The following is a 25600-nucleotide window of genomic DNA, read 5'->3' as shown; positions in this document are numbered from 1 at the left end:
GAGCGGTACTCCCAAAGCCCAACTCCATCGCTTCCGCGTTCTGCGGTAAGTATTGCGCGTCGTACCAGAGTGGTCCTCTGTCTAGCTCATCGCGTTCGACAAATCAGAATTCATGCCTCCGGCGCGCGCGGAAGCCGTCTCTCCCTATTTGGTCGGGTCCGTTCGAATGCGATACTCAACGAACCTGCGAAGCACGGCCCGAACGTGCTCTCGAACCTGTCTGCATCTGATGTCGTCGGCCTCTGACCGAGGCCCATCCTGCGGTGCGGCTTCAGTGGGCACGATTTTCACGTCCTCATATGGAGACAGGTCGCGACGACTACGGCCTAAGCCGTTCGGCGCAGGCAACAATAGATACGCTAACTTGCGGGCAAAAATTTCATCAAAATACGTAGGCCGCTGTCGGATGCGCGCTTGTGCAAATGCGGATGGCGACATGGTTAAGCCGTCCTGATGCGCAACGCGGCAAAGTCGGCTGTTTACGACTCGGTAACGAGCCTGGGGCCAAAAAATTTGAAACTCGGGAGGTCGGTTTGCCGCAACGCTTTCGCTTCGATCTTGAGAGCAGCCACATCGCGATCCGGGACGAAGCCGGCGTGGAAGCCGACAGCCTCGATCAGGCGATCGAGCAGGCGGAGGCTGGGATCGAGGAGATGCGGGCGAGCGGTGAGATGCCGCCTTCCAGCGAGACCTGGGAGCTGGTGATCCGCGACGAGGACGGCGTTGAGCTGAAGCGTCTCCCCGTCTGACCCTTGCCGACGGATAGGAAGCGCCGATCCTCGCTTGCTGCGGTGCCTGCGGACGAGAGAAGGCGTCCCGCCGGGAAGGGCGTCCCCCGCCGGCACCAATGCAACACCGCGTCGGCGAGCGGCGGGGTTGCCAAAGAGCGCCGGACACGGTGCCGGTCGCGGCAAGCGTCAAGTTCGCAACCGCCCATGGGGCGGCTCGGCCGGCTTCGGCAGGGGCCCGTGTCTCGTCAGATGACCTGTCCGACACGGTCCTCGAGGAGCATCCTCTTCAGGATCATGTGGCTGGCGACCAGGCGCGCGATTGCCGAGATCAGCGTCGCCGCGGCCGCACCCATCACGCCGTAGAGGATGATCAGCGGGAGGCCGACGACGATCGATATCGCCACGCCGATGCCGTTGATCACGACAGCGGTTCGCGGGGCATCGATCCCGTGCAGGAACGAGCACACCGCCTCGGTCGCGTAACCCGCCATGAACGCCAGGACGAGCACCCTCACAGGGCCGGTGAGGTCGAGATAGGGTGAGCCGGCACCGTAGAACGCCGACAGGATGAGCCGCGGCTCGATCAGCGCGCTGCAGTACAAGGCGAAGATGACGGGCGCACCCAGGAGGGCGCAGTTGCGTGCCGCGTTCCAGGCGCTGGATCTCCCGGACAGGTGCGCCCGCGCCGCGAGTTGCGGGATCAGGTTGAGCAGCGCGAACAGGACCGGGTTTGCGACGTTCAGGACGTTGAGCGCCGCCTGATACGACGCCGTCGAGCCGGCACCGTAGGCGAGGGCGAGCGTCCAGCTCAAGATCTGAAAGCGCGTGATGCCGAGCACGTTGCTGGTGAGCGAATACCGCCCGATCTGCCAGAAATCCTGCCAGGTCCCGGCGAGCCCCGCTGCATTCGGCATGGTCAACCGCGCTTGGCGCGCCTGAACGCAAGCCGCGACGGCCGACGTCAGCGCCATCACCCAGAAGATCGCGGACATGGACAGGGATTCGACGTACCAGAACAGCGATACGACCACCAAGGTTTGGCCGAGGTAGCTGATCGCGTCACCGAGGATGGCGTCTCGAAACCGCAATTCGGCGAACAGGGCGCGGCGGCAATACTCCTGGAACTGCCAGCACAGGAAGTAGGCGATGGCGGCCAGGGCCAGGTCCGCACGTCCGTTGGCGAGGTTCACGACCGCGAGGCCGATGCAGAGCGGGATGCTGAGCGGTACGAGGATCAACAAGCTCGTATGGATCAGCGCCCTGCTCTTGTCCGGGAGCGCGACGCTGCATCTGACGGTCATCGGATAAAAGACCAGCGTCGTGTTCACGACCTGCAACAGGAACAGCACGCCGAACAGGATCGAAACGTGCCCATACTCCGATGGTGGAAGATGGCGCGCGAGCATGATGTTGAGGACGAAGGTCCCCAAGCTGACGATCGCCTGATCGATCAGAGGATATCCGGCACCGGTCGAGCGCGCCTTGATCCAGGTCGTCTCGATCCTCGATCGCCATGTCTGCCTCGAAAGCCCGGTGTGAAGCGCTGAAGTATCGCCGACGGCGGAGGCGGACGGATCGGATGCTGGCGGCATGGCTGGAACCCGTGCGGGACGCGGTGACCGGCGTCCTGTCGGCTCGACGTCTCCGTCGAACGGTCTGGCACGATGCCGCGTCACGACCCCCGCGACCGAGGTCCGGGGCGGCTCGAACCGAGGTCGGCGTCGTGATGTCTTCGAACGACGATGATGATCGACAGGCAGGAACGCGTCCGTTCATGCTGGGAGCTCGAGCACGGACGGAGCAGCGGCGACACGCGACGGGAGCGATCGACACTCCCTGCCGATACTGTATCGCAGCGTCCAAGCAGCAAGAAGCGTTCGCTTCGTACTAGCCCTCCTGGCTACTGCGCCCTGGTCCACCTCGGACTTCCGAACCATGCCCGCAGCCATGCTGCGATGATGTCGCCGCACGCGGGTGTCGTCCGGCGACGCGCGGACCCGATGAATCATGAAAACCGTCCATAGCAAGCCAAGCAACGCGGTGCGGATCTTCGCTTGCCGTACCAGCATTCCAGGACGGCGAGAGGGAGTAATACCTGTTAGAGATGGATGTTGACGTATCGTTAAACATACTCTTCGGCGTTGCATTCGCTGGGAGAAGAGACAATGTCGAGCCGACGCGTGCTTGTGACCGGGGCCGGAGGATTCATCGGGCACCATCTGGTGACGTTCTTGAAAGCGAAGGGCTATTGGGTTCGCGGCGTCGACATCAAGATGCCCGAATACGAGACGTCGCAAGCCGACGAATTCGAGGTCCGCGACTTGCGGGATCCCGACGCCTGCCGAGCCGCGGTCAAGGGCATCCACGACGTCTACCACCTCGCCGCCGACATGGGCGGCATCGGCTACATCACCTCGTCCCACGCGGGCATCACGCTGAACAACACCAAGATCAACGTCGGCATGATCGACGCCGCTCGTGACTTCGGCGTCGAAAGATTCCTCTTCTCGTCGTCGGCCTGCATCTACCCGCAGTACCTGCAGCTTCAGCCCGATGTGACCCCGCTGAAGGAAGCCGACGCGTTTCCTGCCGATCCCGAGGAGGGCTACGGGCTTGAGAAGCTGTACATGGAAAAGATGTGCCAATATTTCACCGAGGACTATGGTTTCGCGACGCGCGTTGTCCGCTTCCACAACGTCTACGGACCGCTCGGCACCTATGACGGCGGACGCGAGAAGGCGCCGGCCGCGATCTGCCGCAAGGTGGCGCTCAGCCAGGACGGCGGTGAGATCGAAATCTGGGGCGACGGCCTCCAGACCCGGTCGTTCATGCATGTCGACGATTGTGTCGAGGGCATCTACCGGATCATGGGATCCGGTTACGACAAGCCCCTCAATCTCGGAACCGACGAGCTGATCTCGGTCGACGGGCTCGTCGATCTCGTCTCGTCGATCGCCGGGAAGCGGCTGTCCAAGCGTCACGACACGTCGCGCCCGCAGGGCGTGCGCGGCCGCAACAGCGACAACAGCCTGCTCCGGGAGGTCCTCGGCTGGGAGCCTCGCATCCTCCTCGCGGAGGGGCTCGTCCCGACCTACCGCTGGATCTCCGGCGAGCTCGAAGCTCAGAGCAGCCTGCAGGCCCCGATCCCGGCGGTCGCCGCCGAGTAGCGAGGAACGCGCGTGGGCATCGATCCCGATGCCCACGCGGCCACGCCGCATCGGCATGCGCCGTGGACCGGGCGAGCCGCCCGGTTCGTCGCGCTGCCGTCGATCCCCTCTCCGAGACCGAGATCGCGCTCAATGGCCACGACACTCCCGACGTCCGACCTCAAATCCGCCGCCGCCTCGCCCCTCGTCACGCTGCGGGGAAGCGGCCGACCTCTGCGCAGGACCGACGCGCTGGCGCGCTGCCTCGGCGTGGCGCTCGCTCTCGTGTCCGCGGACGCCGCGGCGGCGGCCATGGCCGTGGCCGGCGGCATGCTTCTGACACGGCAGAGCATCTTCGCCGATGCCGCCGGCATCTCGGACGTGATCGTTCTCCCGATCCTCGCCTGCGCGATTTTCGCCCTGTCGGGGCTCTACGGCGGGTACGACCCGAGCCCTGCCGAGCGCCTTCGCCTGCGGACCTACAGCGTGCTCGCGCTGGCTCTGAGTTCCCTGGTCTTCCTGAGCGGATACGGCCTCACCGCAGGGTCCGCGATGAGCCTGACCGTGACGACGCTGCTCCTGGTCACCCTGGGCTTCTACGCGGAGGTCGCCGTCCGAGGCTTCCTGATCCGGAAGGGGGTTTGGGGGGCGCGGACCGTGATCGTCGGCACCGACGCGTGCGCTACCGGCTTGGCAACGACGCTGCTGGCGCAGCCGGAGCTCGGCTTCAACCCGATCGGCTTCCTCGTCGATGGCGCCCGGAGAACCGACGCGACGCAGGCCGGGCAGGCCGTCGCCCTCCTGCCGATCCTGGGCGCGATCGAGGAGGTGCAGAACCGATCGTCCGTCGAGGTCGCGATCTTCTGCTCCTCCGCCGATTTCGCGGCGAGCGACATGGCGCAAACCGGCCCGCTGCCGTTCCCGCGGGTCGTCGTGGCCCAGCAATCGCAGGATCTCCAAAGCCTGTGGATGCAGACCAGGCTGCTCGGCAGCACCTTCGGGTTCGAGATCCGCCGGGATCTCTACAGGCCGCGCAATCTCGGCCTGAAGCGCCTGGCGGATCTGGTCCTGACCTGGCCGCTCATCGTTCTGATCGCACCGGTCGTCGCTCTCCTCGCGCTGCTGATCAAGTGGGCCGATCCGGGGCCCGCCTTCTACGTGCAGCAGCGGGTCGGACGAAACGGCAGGCCGATCGGCGTGCTCAAGCTTCGCAGCATGTACGTCGATGCCGAGCAGCGACTGAAGGACCATCTCGCTGCCGACCCGCAGGCCGAGAGCGAGTGGCTGCGGTTCTTCAAGCTGAGGCACGATCCGAGGATCCTGCCCTGGATCGGCCAGTTCATTCGGCGGGCGAGCCTCGACGAGCTGCCGCAATTCTGGAACGTCATACGGGGCGAGCTCAGCCTCGTCGGGCCGCGGCCGTTTCCTTCGTACCACACCGACGGTTTCGATCGCCGCTTCCAGGCTTTGCGGCGCAGCGTCCCGCCGGGCCTCACGGGGCTCTGGCAGGTGTCGTCGCGCAGTGACGGCGACCTGGCCGTGCAGCAGAGCCAGGATACGTTCTACATCCGCAACTGGTCGATCTGGCTCGACTTCTACATCCTGCTCGCCACGGTGCCGGCGATGATCGCCGGGTCGGGTGCCCGCTGAAGCGGGCGCCTTTCTCTCTCAGTGAGCGTCGGCGAGCGACGGGTCGGGCTTGGCACCGACCCGTTCGGCCTGCTCGGGGCGGGAAGCGTGGCCCAGGGCCCAGATCGCCGCCTGGGTCCGGTTCTGCACGTTGATCTTGCGCAGAATGCTCTTCACGTGAATCTTCACCGTCGACTCCGCGATGCCGAACTGCCGGGCGATGTGCTTGTTGGAGATGCCGTCCGTGAGGCATCTGAGAATGTCCGCTTCCCTGCCGGACAGGAACAGGCGCTGTTCCGTCGGCGCCGCCTTCAGGGGCTTGGGCTCGTACGGCGTGCGACGCGACGCCAAGTACTTGGCGAAGTTGATCGACAGGACGCCACCGTCGCCGAAGACGACATCCAGTGCCGTGATCAACGCGGAAGGGCTGATGCCGGCGCTCAGGAAGGCGTGCGCCGGGATGCTCATCGCGTCCGCATAGCGATCGGGATCGTTCTCATCCACTAGCACGACGATACGCGCCGCCGAATTTCTGGACCGCAACGCCGAAACGATCTCCGCCAGCTCCGTGCCGTGTGCTGCATCCGTGAAGATGATAAGCTTCGGGCTGGTATCCTGCAGATGATTCGAGCAATCGAGGTGTGGTAATTGAATGATGTTCCGATATTGATGATCTTCGAGAATTCTACGCAGTCCTTCGCTGTAAAATCCTGACGGTCCGATGATCAGCGTCGCTATCGACCGGCTTGGATGCTGGTCGGTGATCTTGAGCCTGCGCTGTGCCGACGCAGCTGCTGGCGCTCTGATTCGGCTGAGTCGTAGCCCTTCGGACATCATCGCCTCGCGAATTTGAAAGACCGGGCATCTATAAAGAAAGAGAATGGAAATCCTGGAGGATAAGTCAATTCTAAAATGGAGCCACCGAGATCCGATTAGGGCTCTACATCGCGGGTGAGAAAACAGTTGTCGCAATTTTTGCATGCCCCGAAGAGCGAGGGCCGAGCATCGGGCACAACGTTTGCGGCGGAAATGTAACTTATGATGGTCGCCCCGGGCGCCCCAACTAGTGTTTCGACAACAGTTACGAACCTCCTCGATTCGCAGGATCGAACGCTCGGCACAGGACGTGCTCGGGATCGCACACGGATCGACATCGGCATCCGGATGCCGCCGCCTGCGCTGCATGGCGCATAGTACTTTGGGAGGACCAAGCTGGCCTTTTGAGACATATGGAGAAGGACCGATTTGATTATATTCGACGGTCACATGTCAAAACTGTCTTAGGCAGGCTCTCATGGCTGTAGAGAAGCGTAAAAGCGCGCGGTCCTCCGTGCCGCGGCCGGTGAATCGCCGTCGGACGGACGAGATCGTCGAGACGGCCCTGGTCGAGCCGAACAGCCTGTTTCGAGAGGGGATGGAACACATCCTGGCTCGAACGCGATTGCAGGTCGTCGCCAAGACCGACACGCTCACCGCTCTGCTGGCATCCTCGACCGGGCACAAGGCGCCGCGCCTGGCCATCCTGGCGATGGAGGGAGTGGACGCGCCCTCGACCGCGACCATCGGCGCGCTGAAGGCCCGGTATCCGGATTGCCGTATCGTGTGCCTGATCCAGGGCGATCATTCGGATGCGAGCGTCGACCTGCTGAAATCCGGCGCCGACGGCGTCCTGTTGCGGTCGATCGGCGCCGACGCCTTCGTCAGATCGCTCGAGCTGGTGATGCTGGGAGAGCGCGTGCTTCCCGCGGCCGCCCTGTCCGCGGCCTGTTCCGGCGAGTGTCGAGAGGCGACGCCCGCTCATGCGCCTCTTCCGGACGGCGATCAGCCCGGCAAGCCGGAGCAGGCGCCGCGCTACTGCAATCTGTCTTCTCGGGAACTCGCCATTCTCCGATGCCTCGTCCAGGGCGAGTCCAACAAAATCATCGCCCAAAACCTCGACATCGCCGAAGCCACGGTCAAGGTTCACGTCAAGGCCATTCTTCGCAAGACCCACGTTCAGAACAGGACCCAGGCCGCCATCTGGGCCCTCAACCATCTCGCCGACTGCGAGCCCTCCGATCTCGAAGGGGCGGCGAATGGCAGCCACGGCCAGGTCGCGCCGGTTCTTCTGCCCGGCGATGGGTCTATCCGCGTAGCCTAGGCCGGGCGCGCTCAGTTCTCGCGCCAAGCCTTGGCGACCTGATCCGCGAGCGGTTTCGTCAGGAAGGAGATGACGGTGCGCTCCGTCGTCTTGATGAAGCTCTCGACCGGCATGCCCGGGCGCAGCTTCGCCTTCCCGAGCCGCCTGCTCTCCTCTTCGCCGATCGCGATCCGGGCGGTGTAAACGTTCATGCCCGACTTGGCGTCCTTCGTCACATCGGGCGAAAGCCGGTCGACGACGCCGTTGATCTCGGGGGTGGTGCGCTGGTCGAAGGCGGTGAATCGGAGCACGGTCTGCTGTCCGACATGGACGTGGTCGATGTCCTCCGGGCGGATCTTCACGTCGACGGCGAGCGCGTCGGCTTGCGGCACGATCAGCATCGCCGGCTCGCTCGGCGTGACGAGGCCGCCGATGGTGTGCACGCTCATCTGGTGGACGATGCCGTCCTGCGGCGCGCGCAGATCGATGTGACGCAGCGCGTCCTCGGCGACGACTCGCTTTTCCACGTACTCGGAGGTCTTGGCACGGATATCGGCGAGTTCCTTTGCGACCTCGGCGCGCATATCCTGGTCGATCTGGAGGATCTGCAGCTCCGTCTCGCTGATCTTGCCCTTCGCCTGCGCGATCGCCGCCAGGAGCTGGCCGCGCTCGCCGTCGAGGCGGGTCGCCTCGCGCTCCAGCGCCGTCACCCGCGAGACGGGGATCAGGTTCTTCTGGCGAAGCTCGCGCAATCCCCGAAGCTCGTTCTGGATCAGCGCGATCTCACCCTCCTTCGCCCGAGACTGGTCGTTCAGGCCCGTGATCTCGTGGTTGAGCTGGGCGACCCGCTCGTTGAGCTGTGCTTTCTGGCCGCCGCGGGTCGCGCGCCGGATGGTGAAGAAGGCGGTTTCTCCGGCGATCAGGTTCGCCACCGTCGGGTCGGTCTTCGCGCGCTCGAGGAACTCGGCCGGGAAGATCAGCCCGTCGGCGCCGCGCTGTTCCGCCTCGTCGCGCGCACGGCGCGCCGTCGTCTCGTCGAGCGACTTGACGACGATGTCGAGGTTGGCCCGGATCTGGGTGTCGTCGAGGCGCACCAGCACCTGCCCGGATCGCACGCGATCGCCCTCGCGGACGTTCAATGCGCCGACGACCCCGCCCACCGGGTGCTGGACCTTCTTCACCTCCGATTCGACGACGACCTGCCCGGGCGCGATCACCGCGCCCGAGAACGACGTCAGGCAGGCCCAACCACCGATGCCGAACACGAAGATCCCGGACAGGATCGCGGCGGCTCGCAGCTGACGCAGCAGCGAATCGTAGCTCGGGCTTCCATGGGCGCCCGGCGCCGGGACGAAAACCTCGGCCAGGGCGCGCAGGCGTCCGGCCGCCGTCCCGATGCCGGCGCGCGCACGGGACAGCGCGAGGCGAAGGCGCGGCTCGAGCGAGCGGGCTAGGCCTGGGACAGTCCGAATCATGCGCGGAACCGTTGCTGTGCGGCGGCGAAGGCCGGCCTCGGCGCGTCGGCCCGGGCGGGCACCTTCGCCGGCGGAGCGGTCGTCGGGACGGCGGTCGGGCGAAGGAGCCGGCCGAGAACCTCGTCGCGTGGACCGAACTCGGCGATGCGCCCGTCCGCGAGAGCGAGAATGAGATCGACGGTCGCCAGCACGTTGGGACGGTGCGCGACGACGATCGAGATGCCGCCGCGCGCGCGAACCCCGTGCAATGCAGCCGCGAGCGCGGTCTCGCCGGCCACGTCGAGATTGGCATTGGGCTCATCGAGCACGACGAGGAACGGGTTGCCGTAGAGCGCCCGCGCCAGGCCGACCCTCTGGCGCTGGCCCGCCGACAGGCGGACGCCGCGCTCGCCGATCGGGCCGTCGTAGCCGCCCGGCATCTGCACGATGGTGTCGTGGAAGCCGGCGGCCTGCGCCGCTTCGATCACGGCGTCCGCCGACGCGTTCGGGTCGAACCGGGCGATGTTCTCGGCGATGGTCCCCTCGAAGAGCTCGACTTCCTGCGGCAGGTAGCCGATGTGGCGCCCGAGCGCCGAATTCGACCACTGGTCGAGGGAGGCGCCATCGATGCGGACGCTGCCCCTGACCGGCGACCAGACGCCGACGATCGCCCTCGCCAGCGAGGACTTGCCGGACGCGCTCGGCCCGACGATGCCGAGCGAGGTGCCCGCCTCCAGGTCGAGGCTGATGTCGGACAGGACCAGCCGCTGGATCTGAGGGGGCGTGACGCTGACGGCCTGCAGGCTCAAGGTCCGGTGCGGCGCCGGCAGCTGCAGCGGCGTCGGCATCACGGGCAAAGCGGTCAGGAGCACGTCGAGCCGGCGCCAGCTCTGCCGGGCCGCGACGAAGCTGCGCCAGTTCGCGATCGCCAGTTCCGCCGGCGCCAGCGCCCGCGAAACCAGGATCGAGCTCGCGATGATGATGCCCGAGGAGGCTTCGCCCGAGATGACGAGGCAGGCGCCGAGCGCCAGCACGCCGGATTGGAGCGCGAGCCGGAAGACCTTGGATGCGGAGCCGAGGCCGGTGGCGATGTCGGCGACGACCTGCTGCGCGTCGAGGAAGCGGCGGTTGGCGCCGGACCAGCGCCGGATGAAGGTGTCGCGCATGCCCATGGCGGCGAGCACTTCGGCGTTGCGCTGCCCGGCTTGGGCCAGGCTGCCGCGGCTGGCCGCGTGTTCCGTCGCCTGTTGCATCGGCCGCCGGGTCAGGCGGTCCGTGACGATGGTCAGGGCCACCAGCACGCCGGCTCCCGACAGGGCGGCGAGGCCGATCAGCGGATGGAACAGGAAGCAGATCAGGAGGTAAAGCGGCATCCAGGGGAGGTCGAACAATGCCCCCGGGGCCGGGCCGCTGAGGAAGCTGCGCAGGGCATCGAGATCGCGCACCGGCAGCAGCCCGTCGTCGGGCATGCGCCCGACCAGCGGCGCCCGGATGGTGGTCTCGAAGACGCGGACGCCGAGCGACTCGTCCAGCATGGCGCCGACGCGAACCAGCGCACGCGCGCGCAACACCTCCAAGGCCCCCTGGAACACGAACAGGGTCAGCGCCAGCAGGCACAGACCCACCAGCGTCGCGATGCTGCGGCTCGGAATCACCCGATCGTAGACCTCGAGCATGAAGAACGATCCGGTCAGGCACAGGATGTTCACGAGGCCGCTGATCACGGCAAGCCCGACCAGGGCGCGGCGGGCAACGACGATCGCGGAGGCGATCTCGGAGCCCCCGGCCGGCAGCCGGGACGCCGCGCGGGGATGTGCAGGCTGCGGTTTCACGAACACCACATCACCGTCCTTGCAGTCGATGGAGGAGGATTTCGGGTATGCGGGACCGGCGGCGTCAGCTGCCATCGCCCCGCGGATCGGAGCGATCCTGATGCCGGGTGCGCTGTGCGCCGCCCGTCGCCGTGCCCCTCTGCCCGAGCGGAGCGAGAGGGCGGTCAGGCGTTTGGTCGCTGGAAATGCAGCGCGCGTCGCCGGGGAGGGCCGATCCGATGACCGGCCCCCCGTCGTGTTCGTCTCGACGGCGTCAGCCCCAATGGCCGCCCGCAGAGGCGTGGTGGAAGTGGTCGATCGGCGTCGCGGTCTCGGCCCCGGCGTGATTCGCCCAGTGCTGCTCGGCCAGTCCGGCGTAGTGCTGCAGCGCGTTGCCGGCCACGGCCTGCCAATCGACATGGCCGTCCAGGCGAGCCGAGATGGCGCTGGCGACGGACGGGTCGACGCCATGGTCGGCCAGCAGATCGGCCCAGGACGGGTGCGCGTCGCTGGATGCCGAGACGGGGCTCGTCGGCGTCGCGCCGCCGCCCCGTGCCTCCGTGCCCCCATGGCAGTGCGCCAAGCCACGACCGGGGTCGTGCTGGTCGGTGTGCGGCGCACTCCCCGTCGCGGATGTTTCGTCCGGGGCCGCCGGGACGGGGGGCGTCCCATCGCCGATCCCCGCGCCGGGCTGCGCGGTCACGGGCGCCGGAGCCGTGGAGCCGGTCTGCTCGGGAGCCGCCGGCTGCGCGGTCGCCGGCGACGCTGGCTCCATCGCGACGGGGGTGGAGACGACGGGCGTCGAGGCCGGATCGGCGGATCCCGCATGCTCCGGTGCCGCCGGGGCGGTGGTCGCGGGCAGGGCGGGGTCGGCCGCGACGGGAGGCGTCTGGGATCCCGGCTCGCTTGGTGCCGGCGTCTCGGGGGCGGGCGTGAACCCGACGGGCACGGTCTGCGCCACCGGGATCTGCGTCGAGATCGTCGCACCGGCATCCTCGCCGGCGGTCGTTTGGAAGCCGCTGAAATCGTAGCCGGTGTTCACCCAGGAGAAGTGCTGCCCCGAGGGGTCGGCGTAGTGGTACGCGTTGTTGGCGAAGCTGTTTCCGCCGTTGCGCAATCCGGCCTCGTCGAAGTCGGCGACCGAGCCGGAGACGCCGGCGCCCGGCGTGCCGTCGACGATCACGTTGTCATGGACCGCGTTGCCGGTGGTGGTGTGCGGGCCGTACGCGCCCGATCCGCGGTCCTGCTGAATCAAGGTGATTCCGTTGCCGCCGGTCGTCGCGTCGACATGGTTGCCGTAGACCTCGACGTTCTTCGAGTTCTGGATCTGGATCTGACCGTCCCACAGCCAGGGCGCCGTCGGGCTGCCGTTCCCCGTCACGACGTTGTTGCGGATCGTGGCGTCGTAGCTGATCTCGTGGCTGATGCCGCCGGCGAGATTGTTGACGACGGTATTGCCGTCGTAGAGTGTGTGGATATTGTCGATATCGGTCCAAAGGCCGTAGCCGTTGTTGTCGTGGGCATAATTACCCAAGACCTGGAGGTTGGTCGTCTGGGCGAACTTGCTGCCGCCGCCCTCGAAGCCGGGATCGATGCCGGCGAAATATCCGTTGTGGCCGATCTCGTTGCCTTGGACGAGAATGTCGGTGCCATTCGCGCCGAGACCCATCTGGCCGTTGTCGTGGATGTTGTTGCCGACGATCTTGCCGTCCGTTCCAACGTAGGCACCGAGGGCGTAGTTCAGCCGGATCTCGTTGTTTTGGACCACCCATCCCTGGGCCGACGGGTCCCATCCCACGGCCGCGTGCTGCACCGGCGGGTCGTACTTCTCGATGACCAGGTTCTCGACGGTCACGCCCTTGGCTCCGCCCGCGAAGGCGAACGGGCTCACGCCGGCCTCGACCTTGTGGCCGGCGGGATCGTCCTGGAAGTAGATCTTGTCGGCGGCGTAGTCGAAGTAGAACTTGCCCGGCGCGACCTTGCCGAGCGAATCGACGGGCGAGAGCGGTTTGTCGTCGATGAAGAACGTCTCGGGATAGCCCGCACGCTCGGCACCGGGAATGCCCTTGTCGGTCGAAAGACGCATGCCCTCCTGGGTCTAGTCGCTCGCGACCCAATTCGCGCCTTCCTTGGTGAAATCCGTGATCTGATGCGAACCGTTGAGAATCGCACCTTCCTGACCGATGAAGTGGTCGTTGTCCTTCAGCGTGACCGACTGCATGCGATGCTCGCCGGCCTCGATCCAGAAGGTCGATCCCGCAGGCGCGGAGTCGACGACGGATTGGATGTCCACGCCGACCGGCACCACGATGGCGCCTGCAGGCATGCTGGTAGAAGTAATCCCAAAGGTCTGTGACGCCACTATTGCGCTCCCGATCAGCTGAGGGTTCTCGTTGACGTGCAGGCCGAGCGACGTCTAAGTTTCTCTCAATACTGAGAGAAACCGTATTGCGTTCGCGGTTGCGCGGACGCTCGATGTAGCCGGCTTGACCATTGGATACGCCCGCCATGGACTCGCTGTCTTGTCTTTTCGCGCCAGATATTTGCGACGTCGCGCCTCGGCGATCTCGAGCGATCCCGGCCACGAACTTTTCGTCGGCTGCATCCGCTCTCGTTCCTCTCGTAAACCCGATCCGTGAAGCGGTCGCATGACGGACCTCGGCGCAGCGCTGCCACAAGATCCGTCCCTGAGCAGCACGGCCGTCGCGCTCGCGGTCGAACGGCTCGTCCTGGCCGGGTTGGAGCCCGATCCGCTGCTTCGTCAGGCCGGCCTCGTCGGCGCGGATGCGGACATGCCGGTGCGCGGCGACGCGGCCGAGAAGCAGGGCGTCTTTCTCGATACTGCGGCCGACGTGCTCCAGGACCGGTCGCTCGGCCTGCACATCGCCCAGGATTACGAGCTGCGCCGGTTGGGCCTGTTCTTCTACCTGATGGCGTCGTCGGAAACGGTCGGCGAGGCGCTGAGCTGCTTCGAGCGCTACGTGCGCACGCAGGATGCCGGGCTCGACGCCTCGTATCGCCAATCCGACGTCGCCCTCACGGTGGCCGTGCGCCCCCTCGACGTCGGCTTGGCCCCCAGCCGGCATCTTTCGGAATTCCTGATGCTCTCGCTCTATCGACTGGTGACGTCGTTCACGCCGGCGACGCCGCTCGGCGTGAGCTTCGTCCACGTCCATCCCGAGACCGCCGAAGACACCGAGACCTCGTTCGCCGCACCGGTCGACTTCGGCGCATCGGAGAACCGGATCGCATTCGCAGTCGACATCGCGAATGCGCGCCTGCCGAGCTTCGACCCCTACCTCCACGGGTCGCTCGTCCGTCAGTTCGAGCATGCGGCCGAGGCGGCGCAGGCGGAGCCGAAGTTCCTCTGGTCCGACGTCAAGAAGGCGATGGCGCCGAGGCTCTCGAACCGGACGGCGACCATGGCCGACATTGGGCGCGACCTCGGGATGAGCACCCGCACGCTGTCGCGCCGGCTTCGCGAGGAGGGCAAGACCTTCAGCGGGGTCCTGGACGAGCTGCGGGCCGAGCTCGCCAACTACTACATCCGGATCAAGGGTTTGCCGATCACGGAGATCGCGTGGCTGCTGGGTTATCGCGAGGCGAGCGCGGTCGTCGTCGCGTTTCGGCGCTGGACCGGCCTGTCGCCGACCGAGCTGCGGCGACGGAACGAGGCCATGACGATGGTGCGCAGCGCAGCGGCTCCGGACGAGAACGCGAGCGGGCCATCGCACTGACGGCCGCGTAGCTGCGCCGTTCGCACAGCCTCCGGTCCGTTAATTCGGAAGAACAATCGGGCTCGTCTCGGGGCGCCGGAACAACGGAAGGGATGGTTGCCCGCTCGGTCACGACGAGGAACGACCGGACGTGAGACGCCCCGGTCGCGTGACGCGCGACCGGGGCCGTGCCGTCACCCCGCAAGCGCCAGCGGGACCACGCGATCCGGCTTGCCGGCGTCGGCATCGCCCTTCCCGACGCCGACGTAGCGGAAGCCCGCCTTCTCGACCCGCTCGGGGCCGTAGACGTTCCGCAGGTCGACGAGGATGGGCCGGGCCATCGCGCCGCGGAGGCGATCGAGATCGAGCGCACGGAACACGTCCCATTCGGTGACGATCACGACGGCATCCGCATCGACCACGCAATCGTACGCGTCGAGGCAGTACGAGACGTTGGCGATCATCGCGCGGGCCTGATCCATTCCTTCGGGATCGTAGGCACGGATCCGCGCGCCGGCATCCTGCAGCGCCGTGATGATCGAGATCGCCGGCGATTCGCGCATGTCGTCGGTATTCGGCTTGAAGGTCAGCCCCAGGATCGCGATCGTCCGCCCGCGCACGCCGCTGCAGGCCGCGATGACCTTTCGGGCGATGATGCGCTTGCGATGATCGTTCGAGGCGGCCGCGGTCTCGACGATGCGCATGGGCGCCCCGTGCGCCTGCGCCATGGCGATCATCGCCTGGGTGTCCTTCGGGAAGCAGGAGCCGCCGAAGCCGGGCCCGGCATGCAGGAACTTGGCGCCGATCCTCTTGTCGAGGCCGATGCCGTGCGCGACGTCCTGGACATCTGCGCCGGCCTGCTCGCAGAGGTCCGCGACCTCGTTGATGAAGGCGATCTTCGTGGCGAGGAAGGCATTGGCCGCGTACTTCGTCATCTCCGAGCTGCGCCGGCCCATGAACAGGATCGGAGCCTTGTTGAGAAACAGCGGCCGGTAGAGCTCCTCCATCACCGCCCGCGCGCGCTCGTCTTCGGCGCCGACGACGATACGGTCCGGCCGCTTGAAATCGTTGATCGCCGCCCCCTCCCGCAGGAACTCCGGATTCGAGACGACGGCGAAATCGAGCTGCGGCCGCAGCTCCCGGACGATGCGCTCGACCTCGTCGCCGGTCCCGACCGGCACGGTCGACTTCACCACGATGACGGCGTAGCCGCTCAGCGCCACGGCGACTTCCCGGACGGCATCGAAGACGAAACTCAGATCGGCTTGGCCGTCCCTGGCGCGCGCCGGCGTTCCGACCGCGATGAAGACCACCTCGGCCGATGCCACCGCCGTCGCGAGATCCGTCGAGAAGCTCAGGCGCTCGTCCGCGAGATTGCTGGCGACCATGCCGTCCAGATGCGGCTCGTAGATCGGCAGGACGGCGCGTCTCAGAGCGGAGATCTTGTCGGCGTCGCGATCGACGCAGACGACGGTGTGTCCGAAATCCGCGAAACATGCGCCCGAGACGAGACCGACATATCCTGATCCAATGACGGCGACGCGCATCGTACCGACTCCTCTCGTGAGGTTACCCAGGCCAACGCCACGTCGGCGGCGTCGAAGACGACAAGTGAAAGAATGATGTCCGCAAATATCGTCGGACGACAGGGCGGGTATTGGTCTATTTGGAACAAGCCGATCACTCCAGCGGGCAAATAGCGTGTAGCTCTTTTGGAGATAAGACCGTGCTCGTTGCTGGTGATGCGGCGTGGTTCGACACGGGCGGTCGGAAAGGGTGGCACGGGCTCGCAGCCCGATCGCGAGCGTGGTGCGGTCGTCGCCGCTCCGCTGGCGGCGTCACGCAGCCGAGACGTACGGCGATATCGCTACCGCCCGTAGACATCCTCGACGCGGACGATGTCGTCCTCGCCGGTGTAGGAGCCGACCTGGACCTCGATCAGCTCGAGCGGGATCTTGCCGGGGTTGGTCAGGCGGTGCAGCGCGCCGATCGGCAGGTAGACCCCTTCGTTCTCATGCACGAGGATGATCTGCTCGTTCAGCGTGACCTCGGCCGTGCCCTTGACGACCACCCAGTGCTCGGCGCGGTGGAAATGCTTCTGCAGCGAGAGCCGTCCGCCGACCTTCACCATGATGCGCTTGACCTGGAAGCGCTCGCCGATGTCGATGCGCTGGTACCAGCCCCAGGGCCGGTACATCCGCCGGTGCGCGTCGGCCTCCGGGTGGGCCTTCTTGCGCAGGCCGGCGACCAGTTCCTTGACCCGGCCCGACTGCGCCTTCGAGGCGACCAGCACGGCGTCGGGGGTCGCCACCACCACCACGTCGTCGAGGCCGACCACCGTGGTCAGCCCCTCGCCCTCGCTGTGCACCAGGCTGTTCGAGGTGCCGACGAGCTCGACCCGGCCCCGCAAGGCGTTGCCCTGCTCATCGCGGTCGAGCACCTGCCAGACCGCGTCCCAGGTGCCGACGTCCGACCACGGGAACGACACCGGCAGCACGCCGGCGCGCGTCGTGCGCTCCATCACCGCGTAGTCGATCGAGATCTTCGGAGCCTCGGCGAAGGCGGCTGCGTCGAGGCGGACGAAGTCGAGATCGGTGGTGGCCGCATCCACGGCCGCCCGGGCGGCGCCGATCACCTCGGGCACGTGCGCCTCGAGCTCGGCGATCATGGTGTCGGCCCGGAACAGGAAGTATCCGGAATTCCAGAGCGCGCCTTCCGCGATCAGATGCTCGGCACCGGCCAGGTCCGGCTTCTCGACGAAGCGCTCGACGGTGTGCAGGCCGGGAAGCTCCTCCAGGCCCGCACCGGGCCGGATGTAGCCGTAATCGCGCGCCGGGCGCGTCGGCTCGATGCCGAGCGTCATGATCATGCCCCGTCGCGCGCCTTCGGCGGCTTCGGCCACGGCCTGCCGGAAGCCCTCGGTGTCGCCGATGACGTGGTCGGCGGCGAGGATGAGCACGACCGCCTGCGGGTCCGTGCGGGCCGCGTGCACGGCCGCGACCGCGACGGCGGCCGCCGAGTCCCGTCGTTCCGGCTCAAGCAGGATGTCGGCGGCGACGCCGCATTGTGCCAGCTGCTCGGCGACAATGAAGCGGGCATCCGCGTAGGTCAGGACGATCGGCCGGCCGAAGACCGGCGTATCGGCCACGCGCAACGCGGCGGCCTGGAACGTCGAGGTATCCGGGTTCACCAGCCGCGAGAACTGCTTCGGCATGCTCTCGCGCGAGGCCGGCCACAGCCGCGTGCCGGAGCCGCCGCACAGGATCACCGGGCGGACCGGGCTCTTGCGATCGCCGTGCTTCGTCAGGGACAGCACGCTCGGAGACACGTGGTAGGTCATGGCGACTCGATCCGGATCGGAAGGGTTTCGGCAGCCTCGCTGACGATGAGACCGATCCGATCTGCAGGGCTTGCTGAAGAACGGCATCGGCGATCGCGCGCGGGGCTCCATGCGCGCGATGCTGCTCACGCGACGCGGATGTCGCGGTGATGGGGCGCCGGTTCGCGCGGGAGGATCTGGCCCGGGGCCTTCACCATGAGATGGATCGGCTTGGCCGGCTGCTTGTCGCGCGCCAAGCGGAGCAGGTTCTGGCCGTAAGGGGTCTTCGCGAAGAGCTCGCCGCGGGCGACGAGTTGCTCGTGGCTGATGAAACGCTGCCGATAGGCGATCTCCTCGAGGCAGGCGACCTGAAGCCCCTGCCGCCGTTGCAGCGTCCGCACGAACTCGCCGGCTTCGAGAAGGCTGTCGTGCGTGCCGGTGTCGAGCCAGGCATACCCGCGCCGCAGCAGCTCTACGTGCAGCTCGCCGCGTTCCAGGTAGGCCTGGTTCACGCTGGTGATCTCCAGCTCGCCCCGGGCCGAAGGCCTCGTCGCCGCTGCGATGTCGAGCACCCGGTTGTCGTAGAGATAGAGCCCGGTCACGGCCCAGTGGCTCTCGGGCCGGATCGGCTTCTCGACGAGCTTTTGCGGCCGGCCGCGACCGTCCAGGGTGACGACGCCGTAGGCTTCGGGGCCGTCGACGTGATAGGCGAAGACGGTCGCCCCGCGCTCGCGCATCGCCGCGCGGACGAGCAGGTTCTTGAGGCCGGCCCCGAAGAACAGGTTGTCGCCCAGCACCAGGGCGACCGGGTCGGTTCCGACGAAGTCGCGCCCGATGATGAAGGCCTGGGCCAGCCCCTCGGGCTTGGGCTGCACCGCATAGGAGAAGCGCAGGCCGAACTGCTCGCCGGTGCCGAGCAGCTGCTGATAGCTGCCGAGGTGCTCGGGCGCGGAGATGATCAGGATCTCGCGGATGCCCGCCAGCATCAGCACCGAGATCGGATAGTAGATCATCGGCTTGTCGTAGATCGGGAGCAGCTGCTTGTTGATGGCCAGCGTCGCCGGGTGAAGCCGGGTCCCGGACCCTCCGGCGAGGACGATGCCCTTCATGGCGACCCACTCCTCCTGCTCGACGGCGCCCCGCCGGGGACGCGATCACGATCCGAAACATCCGAAGCTCCGCCGGGACGTGCCCGAAGCGATCCAGGCCTCACCGCGCCGCGGCGGCCGGTCTCAGGTCGGGCGCCGCACCGATCCCCGCCGCCTGCTCCAGCACGTGAAGGTCGAGCGCGAACGGCGATGGGGGCGCGACGTCTTCGCGCGCGGCGGTCAGCAGATTGTCCAGCAGCATCGAGCCGACGGCCGTCTGCCAGAGCCACAGCCCGTTTGCCTGGCCGACGAAGCTCGGTTCGCCACCGAGGGCACCGGCCGGCCTGAAGCCGGCGGCGAGACCGATCCCGAACACGCCGGCGACCGGCCGGCCCTTCGCGTCGAGAACCCGACAGGCACCATCCACGGCGGGGCGGGGGGACGTGTTTCCCGTCAGGCGGATCGGTGCACCGCTCGAATCGAACAGGGGCAGCAGTCTCGGTCGATAGCCCAGCGCCGCGACGATGACGTCGGCCTCCTCGAGAAGGCGATGCGCGGGGGCCGGATCCGCGCCGTCGATGAGCATCGGAACGACACGCGGGTCCCCCGGCCGCCCGCCGATGCGTCTGACGTTCATGATCAGGTCACGGGATTCGGTCCGGAATCCGGCGAACCGGAAGACGAAGCCGCTCACCGGGCAGATGTCGCAAGGCTCGAACTCCGTATAGCCGTCGGCCAGAGCCGCCTCGGAGGACGGATAGAAGATCCGCAGCGGGCGCCGATGCAGGATCTGGATGCTGCCGGGCCGCTTCGTCTCCTCGGGCAGGGTTCTCAGGAGCAGCACCGCCGTTGCGACCGCGCTCGTGCTGCCGCCGACGATCGCGATGCGCGGCTCGGTGCGGCCCAGCAGGAAGCGAGCGAGGCGCTCCGTGCCGCCCTGTCGCAGGACATCGTCGGATTGCAGGATCTTGCCGGCGAATGTCGGCAGGAGCGGCCGGCCCGCGACCGGCTCCTCAAGCAACCGCGCCGGATCCTGTGCGCCGCCGGTGGCGAGGAGCAGCGTGTCCGACACGACCTCGAAGGTCGTGCCCATCGTCCTGCTGCAGGTTTTCGTGTGCCACAGCCCGTCCGCGTCGCGGTGGGCGCTCGTCGCCTCGTGATCGACGAGGACCAGCCCCCCGGCATCCAGGATCGCCTTGTGGAGGACCTCGCCGATCAGGACCATCAGGGCCCCGGCCTTCTCCAGCGGGATCGAACCCTTTCCGTAGCCCCGCAACTCCCGGCACAGGGGATGGTCGACCAGCTGGCCGAGCCGCGGGTCGGCGTGATCGGTGACCGCGGTGAGGAAGGTTTCGGCCGTGCTGTCGGACCAGATCGCGTAGCGCCCCAGGCGTCCGGCTCCGAGGATCGGCCCGGCCTCGATGACGGCGACGCCGCCGGCGAGGATCTCGTCGAGGCGCCCGTCTCGCGAGGCCGCGACGAGGGGCGCGAGCGCGGCCGGGCCGCCGCCGACGATGGTGGTGCGAAACGGCGCCTTCGGCGCACGCCGGGCCATCACGCCACCTGCTCCCGAGCCTGGGCGCCGCAGGCCGTGCGAAACGCCTCGCAGATCCGGCCGACATCCGCGACGGTGAGGAAATCCGAGAGCGGGAGTGAGACGACGTGCGCGCTGAGCGCATCGGCCACGGGAAGCGCGCCGAAGGCGCATCGCTGCTGGAAGTAGGGCTGCTGCCCGACATGGGGGCTGAAGTAACTCCCCGTGCCGACGCCCATCCGTGCCATGTCCGCACGGATCGCGTCCCTGCTCGCGGCCGATCCGACCGGGAGCAGCACGGGCATGAACTGATAGACGATGCGCTCGCCCGGCGCCTGCTGCATCGAGAAGTCGCGCAACGCCTCGCGATACGCGGCGCTGAGGATCTGCCTGTGCCGAGCGCGTTCCTCGAAATCGCCGAGGCGGACGAGGGCGCCGAGCGCGGCGACCTCCGACATCTTGGCGTTCATCCCCGGCAGCACGGCCGAGCGCTCGCTGTCGAAGCCGAAATTCGCCATGCTCCGCAGGAGCGCGATCGTCTCGCCATCGGTGCTGTAGATCAGTCCGCCCTCGCCGACGCCGAACGGCTTGGTGCCGTGCATCGAATAGACGATCATGTGCGGGGAGCCGGTGCCGAAGGCTCGACCGAGCTGGTCGAGGCATCCGAGCGAGGCGGCGGCGTCGATCACGATCGAAACACCGTGTTCCTGCGCCAGGCGATCGTAGCGCGCGAGATCGATGCACGCCCCGAAGGTCGCGTACGGCATGATCGCGACGACCTCTCCGGCATGGGCCCTCAAGGCCTCGTCCTCGGCGATCCGGCAGGCGCACCAATCCGACGGATCGACGTCGATCAGCAGCGGCGTGAGGCCCGCCCACAGCGCCGCATGGGCCGTCGCCGCAAACGTGAAGGCCGGCATGATGACGTAGCGCGCGGTCGGCCCGGACCGTTCGGCGGCCAGCTTCAACGCCAGCATCAATCCGCTCGTTGCATTGCAGACGGTGAGGCACGAACCGACGCCGCCGAAGACGTTCTCGATCATCGCCGCTTCGAGTCGCGTATTGGTCGGCCCATAATTGCTCAACCAACAGGATCTCTCGATCTCTTGGAGCTCGCTGACGTGATCGCTCAGGCGAGGCGCATCCGGCTTCGTGAGGGGCAGATAGTTCGCTGCGATGGTTTCCAGCGCTCGCACTGTCATGGTGAGACCTCAGAATTACTGAATTCGCCTTGATCGTCGTTCGTGAGAACTGATCCCCGACGCGAGAAGCATGGCGGCAGTATTTTTTCTATTCAACTCACAGAACGCCTATATTATTGACTAGCCCAAAATCGCTCGGAGGCGGATATCAGGCTTCATGATTTGGAGAGATGTCGGGATGACAGCAGAGCGATCGAGTGACTGCGAATTCAATCAATTATCGGCCGTATACAGCTGCGGAATATTGGAAAAATTCACCTGCAGGTTCCTCGGCACTGTCACGCGCCGTCGCGGGCCATCGCGCGCGGCCACGGCTCAGGGGTCTTCCGCCGACCGTTCCTCAGCGCGACCACGGAGGGACGGGGCATCGCCGAACGCGTTCGCACGCGCAAAAGGATTAGGGTTGGCGCCGATGATGTATCCGTTTCGGCCCAAGGGAATACGTCCATCGGGAACACCGCGAAGATCGCCGGTGTCTCGCAGGATGCCGTCCGCGCGGCCTGAAAGGCCTCGATGGTGTCGTTTCACGCGAAGATGGCCCGCATTCGACGGGTCCCGATTCTCTTTGAATACCGAGATTGCCGGATCCGGGCGATGCGGTTGCCCTTCGTCGCTTCGTCCGAGCCGATCCTGTCGAAGGCGACGGCGCCGCGCCGCCCGCGGCGCTGCCCGACGGGGTGACGATTGCTTCAGCCCCCCCACATCCGGCACGGGCGGGCGCCGCTGGATGGATTGGTAATGACGTTCTGTCGGACCATGGCGGTCGCAACAGGCCTTCCGAACCGCCCCGGCGCAAGGCCGCCCGGTCGGTCCATGGGGAAGCCGGTCCGATGGGCGACGGTCCGGCGACCGAGCCCTTCGCTTCCACGCCGGCCGCGCGCGGTCAGACCGGAAGCACGTTGGTGTACTTCACCTGGCCCAGGGCGAAGCTCGACTCGATGGATCCGACCCCGTCGAGGCGGGTGAGCTTGTCCTTCAGGAAGCGCTCGTAGGCGGCGAGATCCGGGACGACGACGCGCACCAAGTAGTCGTGCCGCCCGGTCATCAGGTAGCACTCCACCACCTCCGGCCAGCGCGCCACGGCCTCGGCGAAGCGGTCGAGTTCCTCCTCGCGCTGGCGCTCGAGCTTCACCGAGGCGAACACGCTGATCGGCAGGCCGACCTTGGCCTGATCGACCAGCGCCACGTAGCCCTTGAGGATGCCGGCCTCCTCCAGCATCCGGATGCGGCGCAGGCACGGGGAGGCCGAAAGGCCGACGCGGCCGGCGAGATCCTGGATCGTCACCCGCCCGTCGCGCTGCAGCTCGGCCAGGATCTTCCGGTCGATCGCATCGATTCGTCGATCCTGCATGAACTCACCTCAAGGTCCCGCTGGATTAGCGGATCCTGCCGAGATTTGCGCTCGGCACGCCGAGATTGGCAATTCCTGCCGCGTGCGTGGTGGCATCCTCAGGCCATCTCCGAGAGGCCGAACCGATGCACAGCGACCCGCGCCTGCCCTGCCTGACCGAACTGGAGCGCAAGGCCCTGTGGCTCTCCACCTGGATGATCCACAACGCCAACCACCTCCGCCCGAATCCGGACGGCATGAAGGTCGGCGGCCACCAGGCCTCGTCGGCTTCCCTCGCGACGATCCTGACGGCGCTCTACTTCGCGGTGCTGCGTCCGGAGGACCGCGTCGCGGTCAAACCCCATGCCAGCCCGATCTTCCACGCGATCCAGTATCTCGCCGGCAACCAGACCCGCGCGAAGCTGGAGACCTTCCGCGGCTTCGGCGGCGCGCAATCCTACCCGTCGCGGACCAAGGACACCGACGACGTGGACTTCTCGACCGGCTCCGTCGGCCTCGGCGTCGCGCAGACGCTGTTCGGGTCGCTGGTGCGCGACTACGTCCGCGCCCACGGCTGGGGCCTCGACCGGCCGGAAGGCCGGATGGTGGCGCTGGTCGGCGATGCCGAGATGGACGAGGGCAACATCTTCGAGGCCCTGATGGAGGGCTGGAAGCACGGCCTGCGCCGGACCTGGTGGATCATCGACTACAACCGCCAGAGCCTCGACGCGGTGATCCGCGAGGGTCTGTACACGCGCTTCGAGGAGATCTTCCGCTCGTTCGGCTGGGACGTCGTCGTCCTGAAATACGGGTCTCTGATGGACGCGGCCTTCCGCGAGCCGGGCGGGGCGCGGCTGCGCGCCTGGATCGACACCGCGCCGAACCAGCTCTACGCGGCCCTGACCTTCCAGGGCGGCGCGGCCTGGCGCCGCCGCCTCAAGGCGGACCTCGCCGACGACGCCGACGCGCTGGCGCTGATCGACCGCCGTTCGGACGCCGCCCTGGCCGCGCTGATGGGCAACCTCGGCGGGCATGACCTCACCAACCTGATCCGGGCCTTCGAGGCGGCCGACAACGATCGCCCGACCGTGTTCATCGCCTACACGGTCAAGGGCTTCGGGCTGCCGCTCGCCGGCCACAAGGACAACCATTCCGGGCTGCTCACCCCGGCCCAGACCGCGCTGCTCCGCGAGAGCATGGGCGTGCGCGAGGGGCGCGAATGGGAGCCGTTCGAGGGGCTGGCGCTGCCGGACGCCGAGCTGCGCCGCTTCATCGACGCGGCGCCGTTCTTCGCCGAGGGGCCGCGGCTGCGCACGGCGCCGCGCCTGCCGGTGCCGGCGGGCTTCCCATGCCCGCGCCAGCCGACGCAGTCGACGCAAGCGGGATTCGGGCTGATCCTCAACGAGCTGGCGCGCTCCGACGCGCCGATCGCGGAGCGCATCGTCACCACCTCGCCCGACGTCACCGTCTCGACAAACCTCGGCGGCTGGGTGAACCGGCGCGGCCTGTTCGCCCGGGAGGAACTGCGCGACCTGTTCAAGGCGGAGCGCATCCCCTCGACCTTCACCTGGGACTTCTCGGCCAAGGGCCAGCACATCGAGCTCGGCATCGCCGAGATGAACCTGTTCCTTCTGCTCTCGGGCCTGGGCCTGTCGCACAAGCTGTTCGGCGAACGGCTGATCCCGATCGGCACGCTCTACGATCCGTTCATCTGCCGCGGCCTGGATGCCCTGAACTACGCCTGCTACCAGGATGCCCGCTTCATCCTCGCGGCGACGCCGTCGGGCGTGACCTTGGCGCCGGAAGGGGGCGCCCACCAGTCGATCGGCACGCCGCTGATCGGGATGGCGCAGGACGGGTTGTCGAGCTTCGAGCCGGCCTTCGTCGACGAGCTGTCGGTGCTGATGGCGCACGCCCTCGACCATGTGCAGCTCGAGGGGCCGGAGGGCGGCTCGGTCTACTTCCGGCTCTCGACCCGCAGCATCGCGCAGCCGCAGCGCACGATGACGCCGGCCCTGTCCGACGCAATCGTCGCCGGCGGCTATTGGCTGCGCGAGCCCGGCCCGAACGCGGAGATCGTGGTCGCCTATACCGGCGCCGTCGCGCCCGAGGCGATCGAGGCGGTGGGCCTGATGGCCGAGGACCGGCGCGACATCGGCCTGCTCGCCGTCACCTCCGCCGATCGGCTCCATGCCGGCTGGACGGCGGCGCAGCGCGCCCGCGAGGGCGGCGACCGGACGGCGCGGAGCCACGTCGAGGCCCTGCTCGCCGGCCTGCCGCCGCATTGCGGGCTCGTCACGGTGATCGACGGCCACCCGGCGACGCTCGGCTGGCTCGGTGCCGTGCAGGGTCACCGCACCCGGGCGCTCGGCGTCGAGCGCTTCGGCCAGACCGGCACCGTCGCCGATCTCTACCGGCACTACGGCCTCGATGCCCGCGGCATCGCCAAGGCTGCCCTGGCGCTGGCACCCGAGCGGCCGATCCGCAACCTGCGCATCGCCTGAGCGCCGCACGTGACGCT

At 67.4% G+C, this 25600-nt stretch carries 17 protein-coding genes and 1 pseudogene; 6 read left to right on the top strand and 12 right to left on the bottom strand.

All coding sequences use genetic code 11. The annotated features are described in order from the left end of the window. The first annotated feature begins 422 nt into the window (after positions 1 to 422). On the top strand, positions 423 to 749 hold the full coding sequence (locus FV227_RS05320) for a hypothetical protein (protein WP_243938700.1): 327 nt from the start codon (positions 423 to 425) through the stop codon (positions 747 to 749). Positions 750 to 976: 227 nt separating this feature from the next. Here the strand turns inward: FV227_RS05320 and FV227_RS05315 are convergent, their stop codons facing one another. After that, entirely contained in the window at positions 977 to 2407 is a 1431-nt protein-coding gene (locus tag FV227_RS05315; RefSeq protein ID WP_147858482.1) for a lipopolysaccharide biosynthesis protein, read from the bottom strand. 489 nt (positions 2408 to 2896) lie between these two features. Here FV227_RS05315 and FV227_RS05310 point away from each other — a divergent pair, with 489 nt between their 5' ends. Next, positions 2897 to 3898 carry an NAD-dependent epimerase/dehydratase family protein gene (locus FV227_RS05310; RefSeq protein WP_147858481.1) on the top strand — a complete coding sequence of 334 codons (1002 nt, stop codon included), beginning with the start codon at positions 2897 to 2899 and terminating at the stop codon, positions 3896 to 3898. Positions 3899 to 4030: 132 nt separating this feature from the next. Continuing rightward, the gene (locus FV227_RS05305) at positions 4031 to 5527 is read left to right on the top strand and encodes an exopolysaccharide biosynthesis polyprenyl glycosylphosphotransferase (RefSeq protein WP_147858480.1); all 1497 of its coding nucleotides are present in this window, start codon (positions 4031 to 4033) and stop codon (positions 5525 to 5527) included. Positions 5528 to 5545: 18 nt separating this feature from the next. On the opposite strand, the gene FV227_RS29490 is transcribed toward FV227_RS05305, so the two are convergent. After that, positions 5546 to 6343, bottom strand: coding sequence for a response regulator transcription factor (locus FV227_RS29490; protein ID WP_210246700.1), 798 nt, complete (start codon positions 6341 to 6343; stop codon positions 5546 to 5548). A 457-nt stretch (positions 6344 to 6800) separates the two neighbouring features. On the opposite strand from FV227_RS29490, the gene FV227_RS05295 reads away from it, so the two are divergent. Beyond that, positions 6801 to 7646, top strand: a complete 846-nt coding sequence (locus tag FV227_RS05295; RefSeq protein WP_147858479.1) for a response regulator transcription factor — start codon at positions 6801 to 6803, stop codon at positions 7644 to 7646. An 11-nt stretch (positions 7647 to 7657) separates the two neighbouring features. Here the strand turns inward: FV227_RS05295 and FV227_RS05290 are convergent, their stop codons facing one another. The 4 genes from FV227_RS05290 to FV227_RS05275 form a co-directional block, all read right to left on the bottom strand. Further along, positions 7658 to 9100 (bottom strand): HlyD family type I secretion periplasmic adaptor subunit, encoded by a 1443-nt coding sequence (locus FV227_RS05290; protein ID WP_210246699.1) that lies wholly within the window; start codon positions 9098 to 9100, stop codon positions 7658 to 7660. Next, positions 9097 to 10986, bottom strand: a complete 1890-nt coding sequence (locus FV227_RS05285) for a type I secretion system permease/ATPase (RefSeq protein WP_147858478.1) — start codon at positions 10984 to 10986, stop codon at positions 9097 to 9099. Before FV227_RS05285 ends, FV227_RS05290 begins: the two co-directional genes overlap by 4 nt. Before the next feature lie 178 nt (positions 10987 to 11164). Continuing rightward, positions 11165 to 12976 (bottom strand): right-handed parallel beta-helix repeat-containing protein, encoded by a 1812-nt coding sequence (locus FV227_RS05280; RefSeq protein ID WP_147858477.1) that lies wholly within the window; start codon positions 12974 to 12976, stop codon positions 11165 to 11167. A 12-nt stretch (positions 12977 to 12988) separates the two neighbouring features. Continuing rightward, positions 12989 to 13252, bottom strand: a complete 264-nt coding sequence (locus FV227_RS05275; RefSeq protein ID WP_147858476.1) for a hypothetical protein — start codon at positions 13250 to 13252, stop codon at positions 12989 to 12991. 286 nt (positions 13253 to 13538) lie between these two features. Between FV227_RS05275 and FV227_RS05270 the strand changes: the two genes are divergently transcribed. After that, positions 13539 to 14627: an AraC family transcriptional regulator gene (locus tag FV227_RS05270; RefSeq protein WP_147840778.1), complete on the top strand. Its 1089-nt coding sequence runs from the start codon at positions 13539 to 13541 to the stop codon at positions 14625 to 14627. 173 nt (positions 14628 to 14800) lie between these two features. Here FV227_RS05270 and FV227_RS05265 read toward each other — a convergent pair whose 3' ends face one another. The 6 genes and pseudogenes from FV227_RS05265 to FV227_RS05240 form a co-directional block, all read right to left on the bottom strand. Beyond that, complete coding sequence (locus FV227_RS05265) at positions 14801 to 16153, bottom strand: UDP-glucose/GDP-mannose dehydrogenase family protein (protein WP_147858475.1); 1353 nt, start codon at positions 16151 to 16153, stop codon at positions 14801 to 14803. A gap of 320 nt (positions 16154 to 16473) precedes the next feature. After that, complete coding sequence (locus FV227_RS05260; RefSeq protein ID WP_147858474.1) at positions 16474 to 17946, bottom strand: mannose-1-phosphate guanylyltransferase/mannose-6-phosphate isomerase; 1473 nt, start codon at positions 17944 to 17946, stop codon at positions 16474 to 16476. Between the two features lie 224 nt (positions 17947 to 18170). Next, positions 18171 to 19034, bottom strand: a pseudogene (gene rfbA / locus FV227_RS05255) (glucose-1-phosphate thymidylyltransferase RfbA); the annotation flags it as partial. 100 nt (positions 19035 to 19134) lie between these two features. Beyond that, complete coding sequence (locus tag FV227_RS05250) at positions 19135 to 20568, bottom strand: aminotransferase DegT (RefSeq protein WP_147858472.1); 1434 nt, start codon at positions 20566 to 20568, stop codon at positions 19135 to 19137. Then, entirely contained in the window at positions 20568 to 21749 is a 1182-nt protein-coding gene (locus FV227_RS05245) for a DegT/DnrJ/EryC1/StrS family aminotransferase (RefSeq protein ID WP_147858471.1), read from the bottom strand. Before FV227_RS05245 ends, FV227_RS05250 begins: the two co-directional genes overlap by 1 nt. Positions 21750 to 22632: 883 nt before the next feature. Then, complete coding sequence (locus FV227_RS05240; protein WP_147858470.1) at positions 22633 to 23100, bottom strand: Lrp/AsnC family transcriptional regulator; 468 nt, start codon at positions 23098 to 23100, stop codon at positions 22633 to 22635. A gap of 125 nt (positions 23101 to 23225) precedes the next feature. Between FV227_RS05240 and FV227_RS05235 the strand changes: the two genes are divergently transcribed. Beyond that, positions 23226 to 25583, top strand: coding sequence for a transketolase (locus FV227_RS05235; RefSeq protein WP_147858469.1), 2358 nt, complete (start codon positions 23226 to 23228; stop codon positions 25581 to 25583). The last annotated feature ends 17 nt before the right edge of the window (positions 25584 to 25600 follow it).

Source organism: Methylobacterium sp. WL119 (assembly GCF_008039875.1).
Classification (GTDB): domain Bacteria; phylum Pseudomonadota; class Alphaproteobacteria; order Rhizobiales; family Beijerinckiaceae; genus Methylobacterium.
The sequence above is the reverse complement of the archived record's forward strand: the minus strand, read 5'-3'. Positions and strand labels throughout refer to the sequence as shown.

Bases quoted from the DNA above. Each gene is read 5' to 3' on its own strand.
- FV227_RS05320 (WP_243938700.1), top strand. From the start codon at position 423: ATGCGGATGGCGACATGGTTAAGCCGTCCTGATGCGCAACGCGGCAAA.
- FV227_RS05310 (WP_147858481.1), top strand. From the start codon at position 2,897: ATGTCGAGCCGACGCGTGCTTGTGACCGGGGCCGGAGGATTCATCGGG.
- FV227_RS05280 (WP_147858477.1), bottom strand. From the start codon at position 12,976: ATGCGTCTTTCGACCGACAAGGGCATTCCCGGTGCCGAGCGTGCGGGC.
- FV227_RS05295 (WP_147858479.1), top strand. From the start codon at position 6,801: ATGGCTGTAGAGAAGCGTAAAAGCGCGCGGTCCTCCGTGCCGCGGCCG.
- FV227_RS05260 (WP_147858474.1), bottom strand. From the start codon at position 17,946: ATGACCTACCACGTGTCTCCGAGCGTGCTGTCCCTGACGAAGCACGGC.
- FV227_RS05250 (WP_147858472.1), bottom strand. From the start codon at position 20,568: ATGGCCCGGCGTGCGCCGAAGGCGCCGTTTCGCACCACCATCGTCGGC.
- FV227_RS05305 (WP_147858480.1), top strand. From the start codon at position 4,031: ATGGCCACGACACTCCCGACGTCCGACCTCAAATCCGCCGCCGCCTCG.
- FV227_RS05285 (WP_147858478.1), bottom strand. From the start codon at position 10,986: ATGGCAGCTGACGCCGCCGGTCCCGCATACCCGAAATCCTCCTCCATC.
- FV227_RS05290 (WP_210246699.1), bottom strand. From the start codon at position 9,100: ATGATTCGGACTGTCCCAGGCCTAGCCCGCTCGCTCGAGCCGCGCCTT.
- FV227_RS05265 (WP_147858475.1), bottom strand. From the start codon at position 16,153: ATGCGCGTCGCCGTCATTGGATCAGGATATGTCGGTCTCGTCTCGGGC.
- FV227_RS05240 (WP_147858470.1), bottom strand. From the start codon at position 23,100: ATGCAGGATCGACGAATCGATGCGATCGACCGGAAGATCCTGGCCGAG.
- FV227_RS05235 (WP_147858469.1), top strand. From the start codon at position 23,226: ATGCACAGCGACCCGCGCCTGCCCTGCCTGACCGAACTGGAGCGCAAG.
- FV227_RS29490 (WP_210246700.1), bottom strand. From the start codon at position 6,343: ATGATGTCCGAAGGGCTACGACTCAGCCGAATCAGAGCGCCAGCAGCT.
- FV227_RS05245 (WP_147858471.1), bottom strand. From the start codon at position 21,749: ATGACAGTGCGAGCGCTGGAAACCATCGCAGCGAACTATCTGCCCCTC.
- FV227_RS05270 (WP_147840778.1), top strand. From the start codon at position 13,539: ATGACGGACCTCGGCGCAGCGCTGCCACAAGATCCGTCCCTGAGCAGC.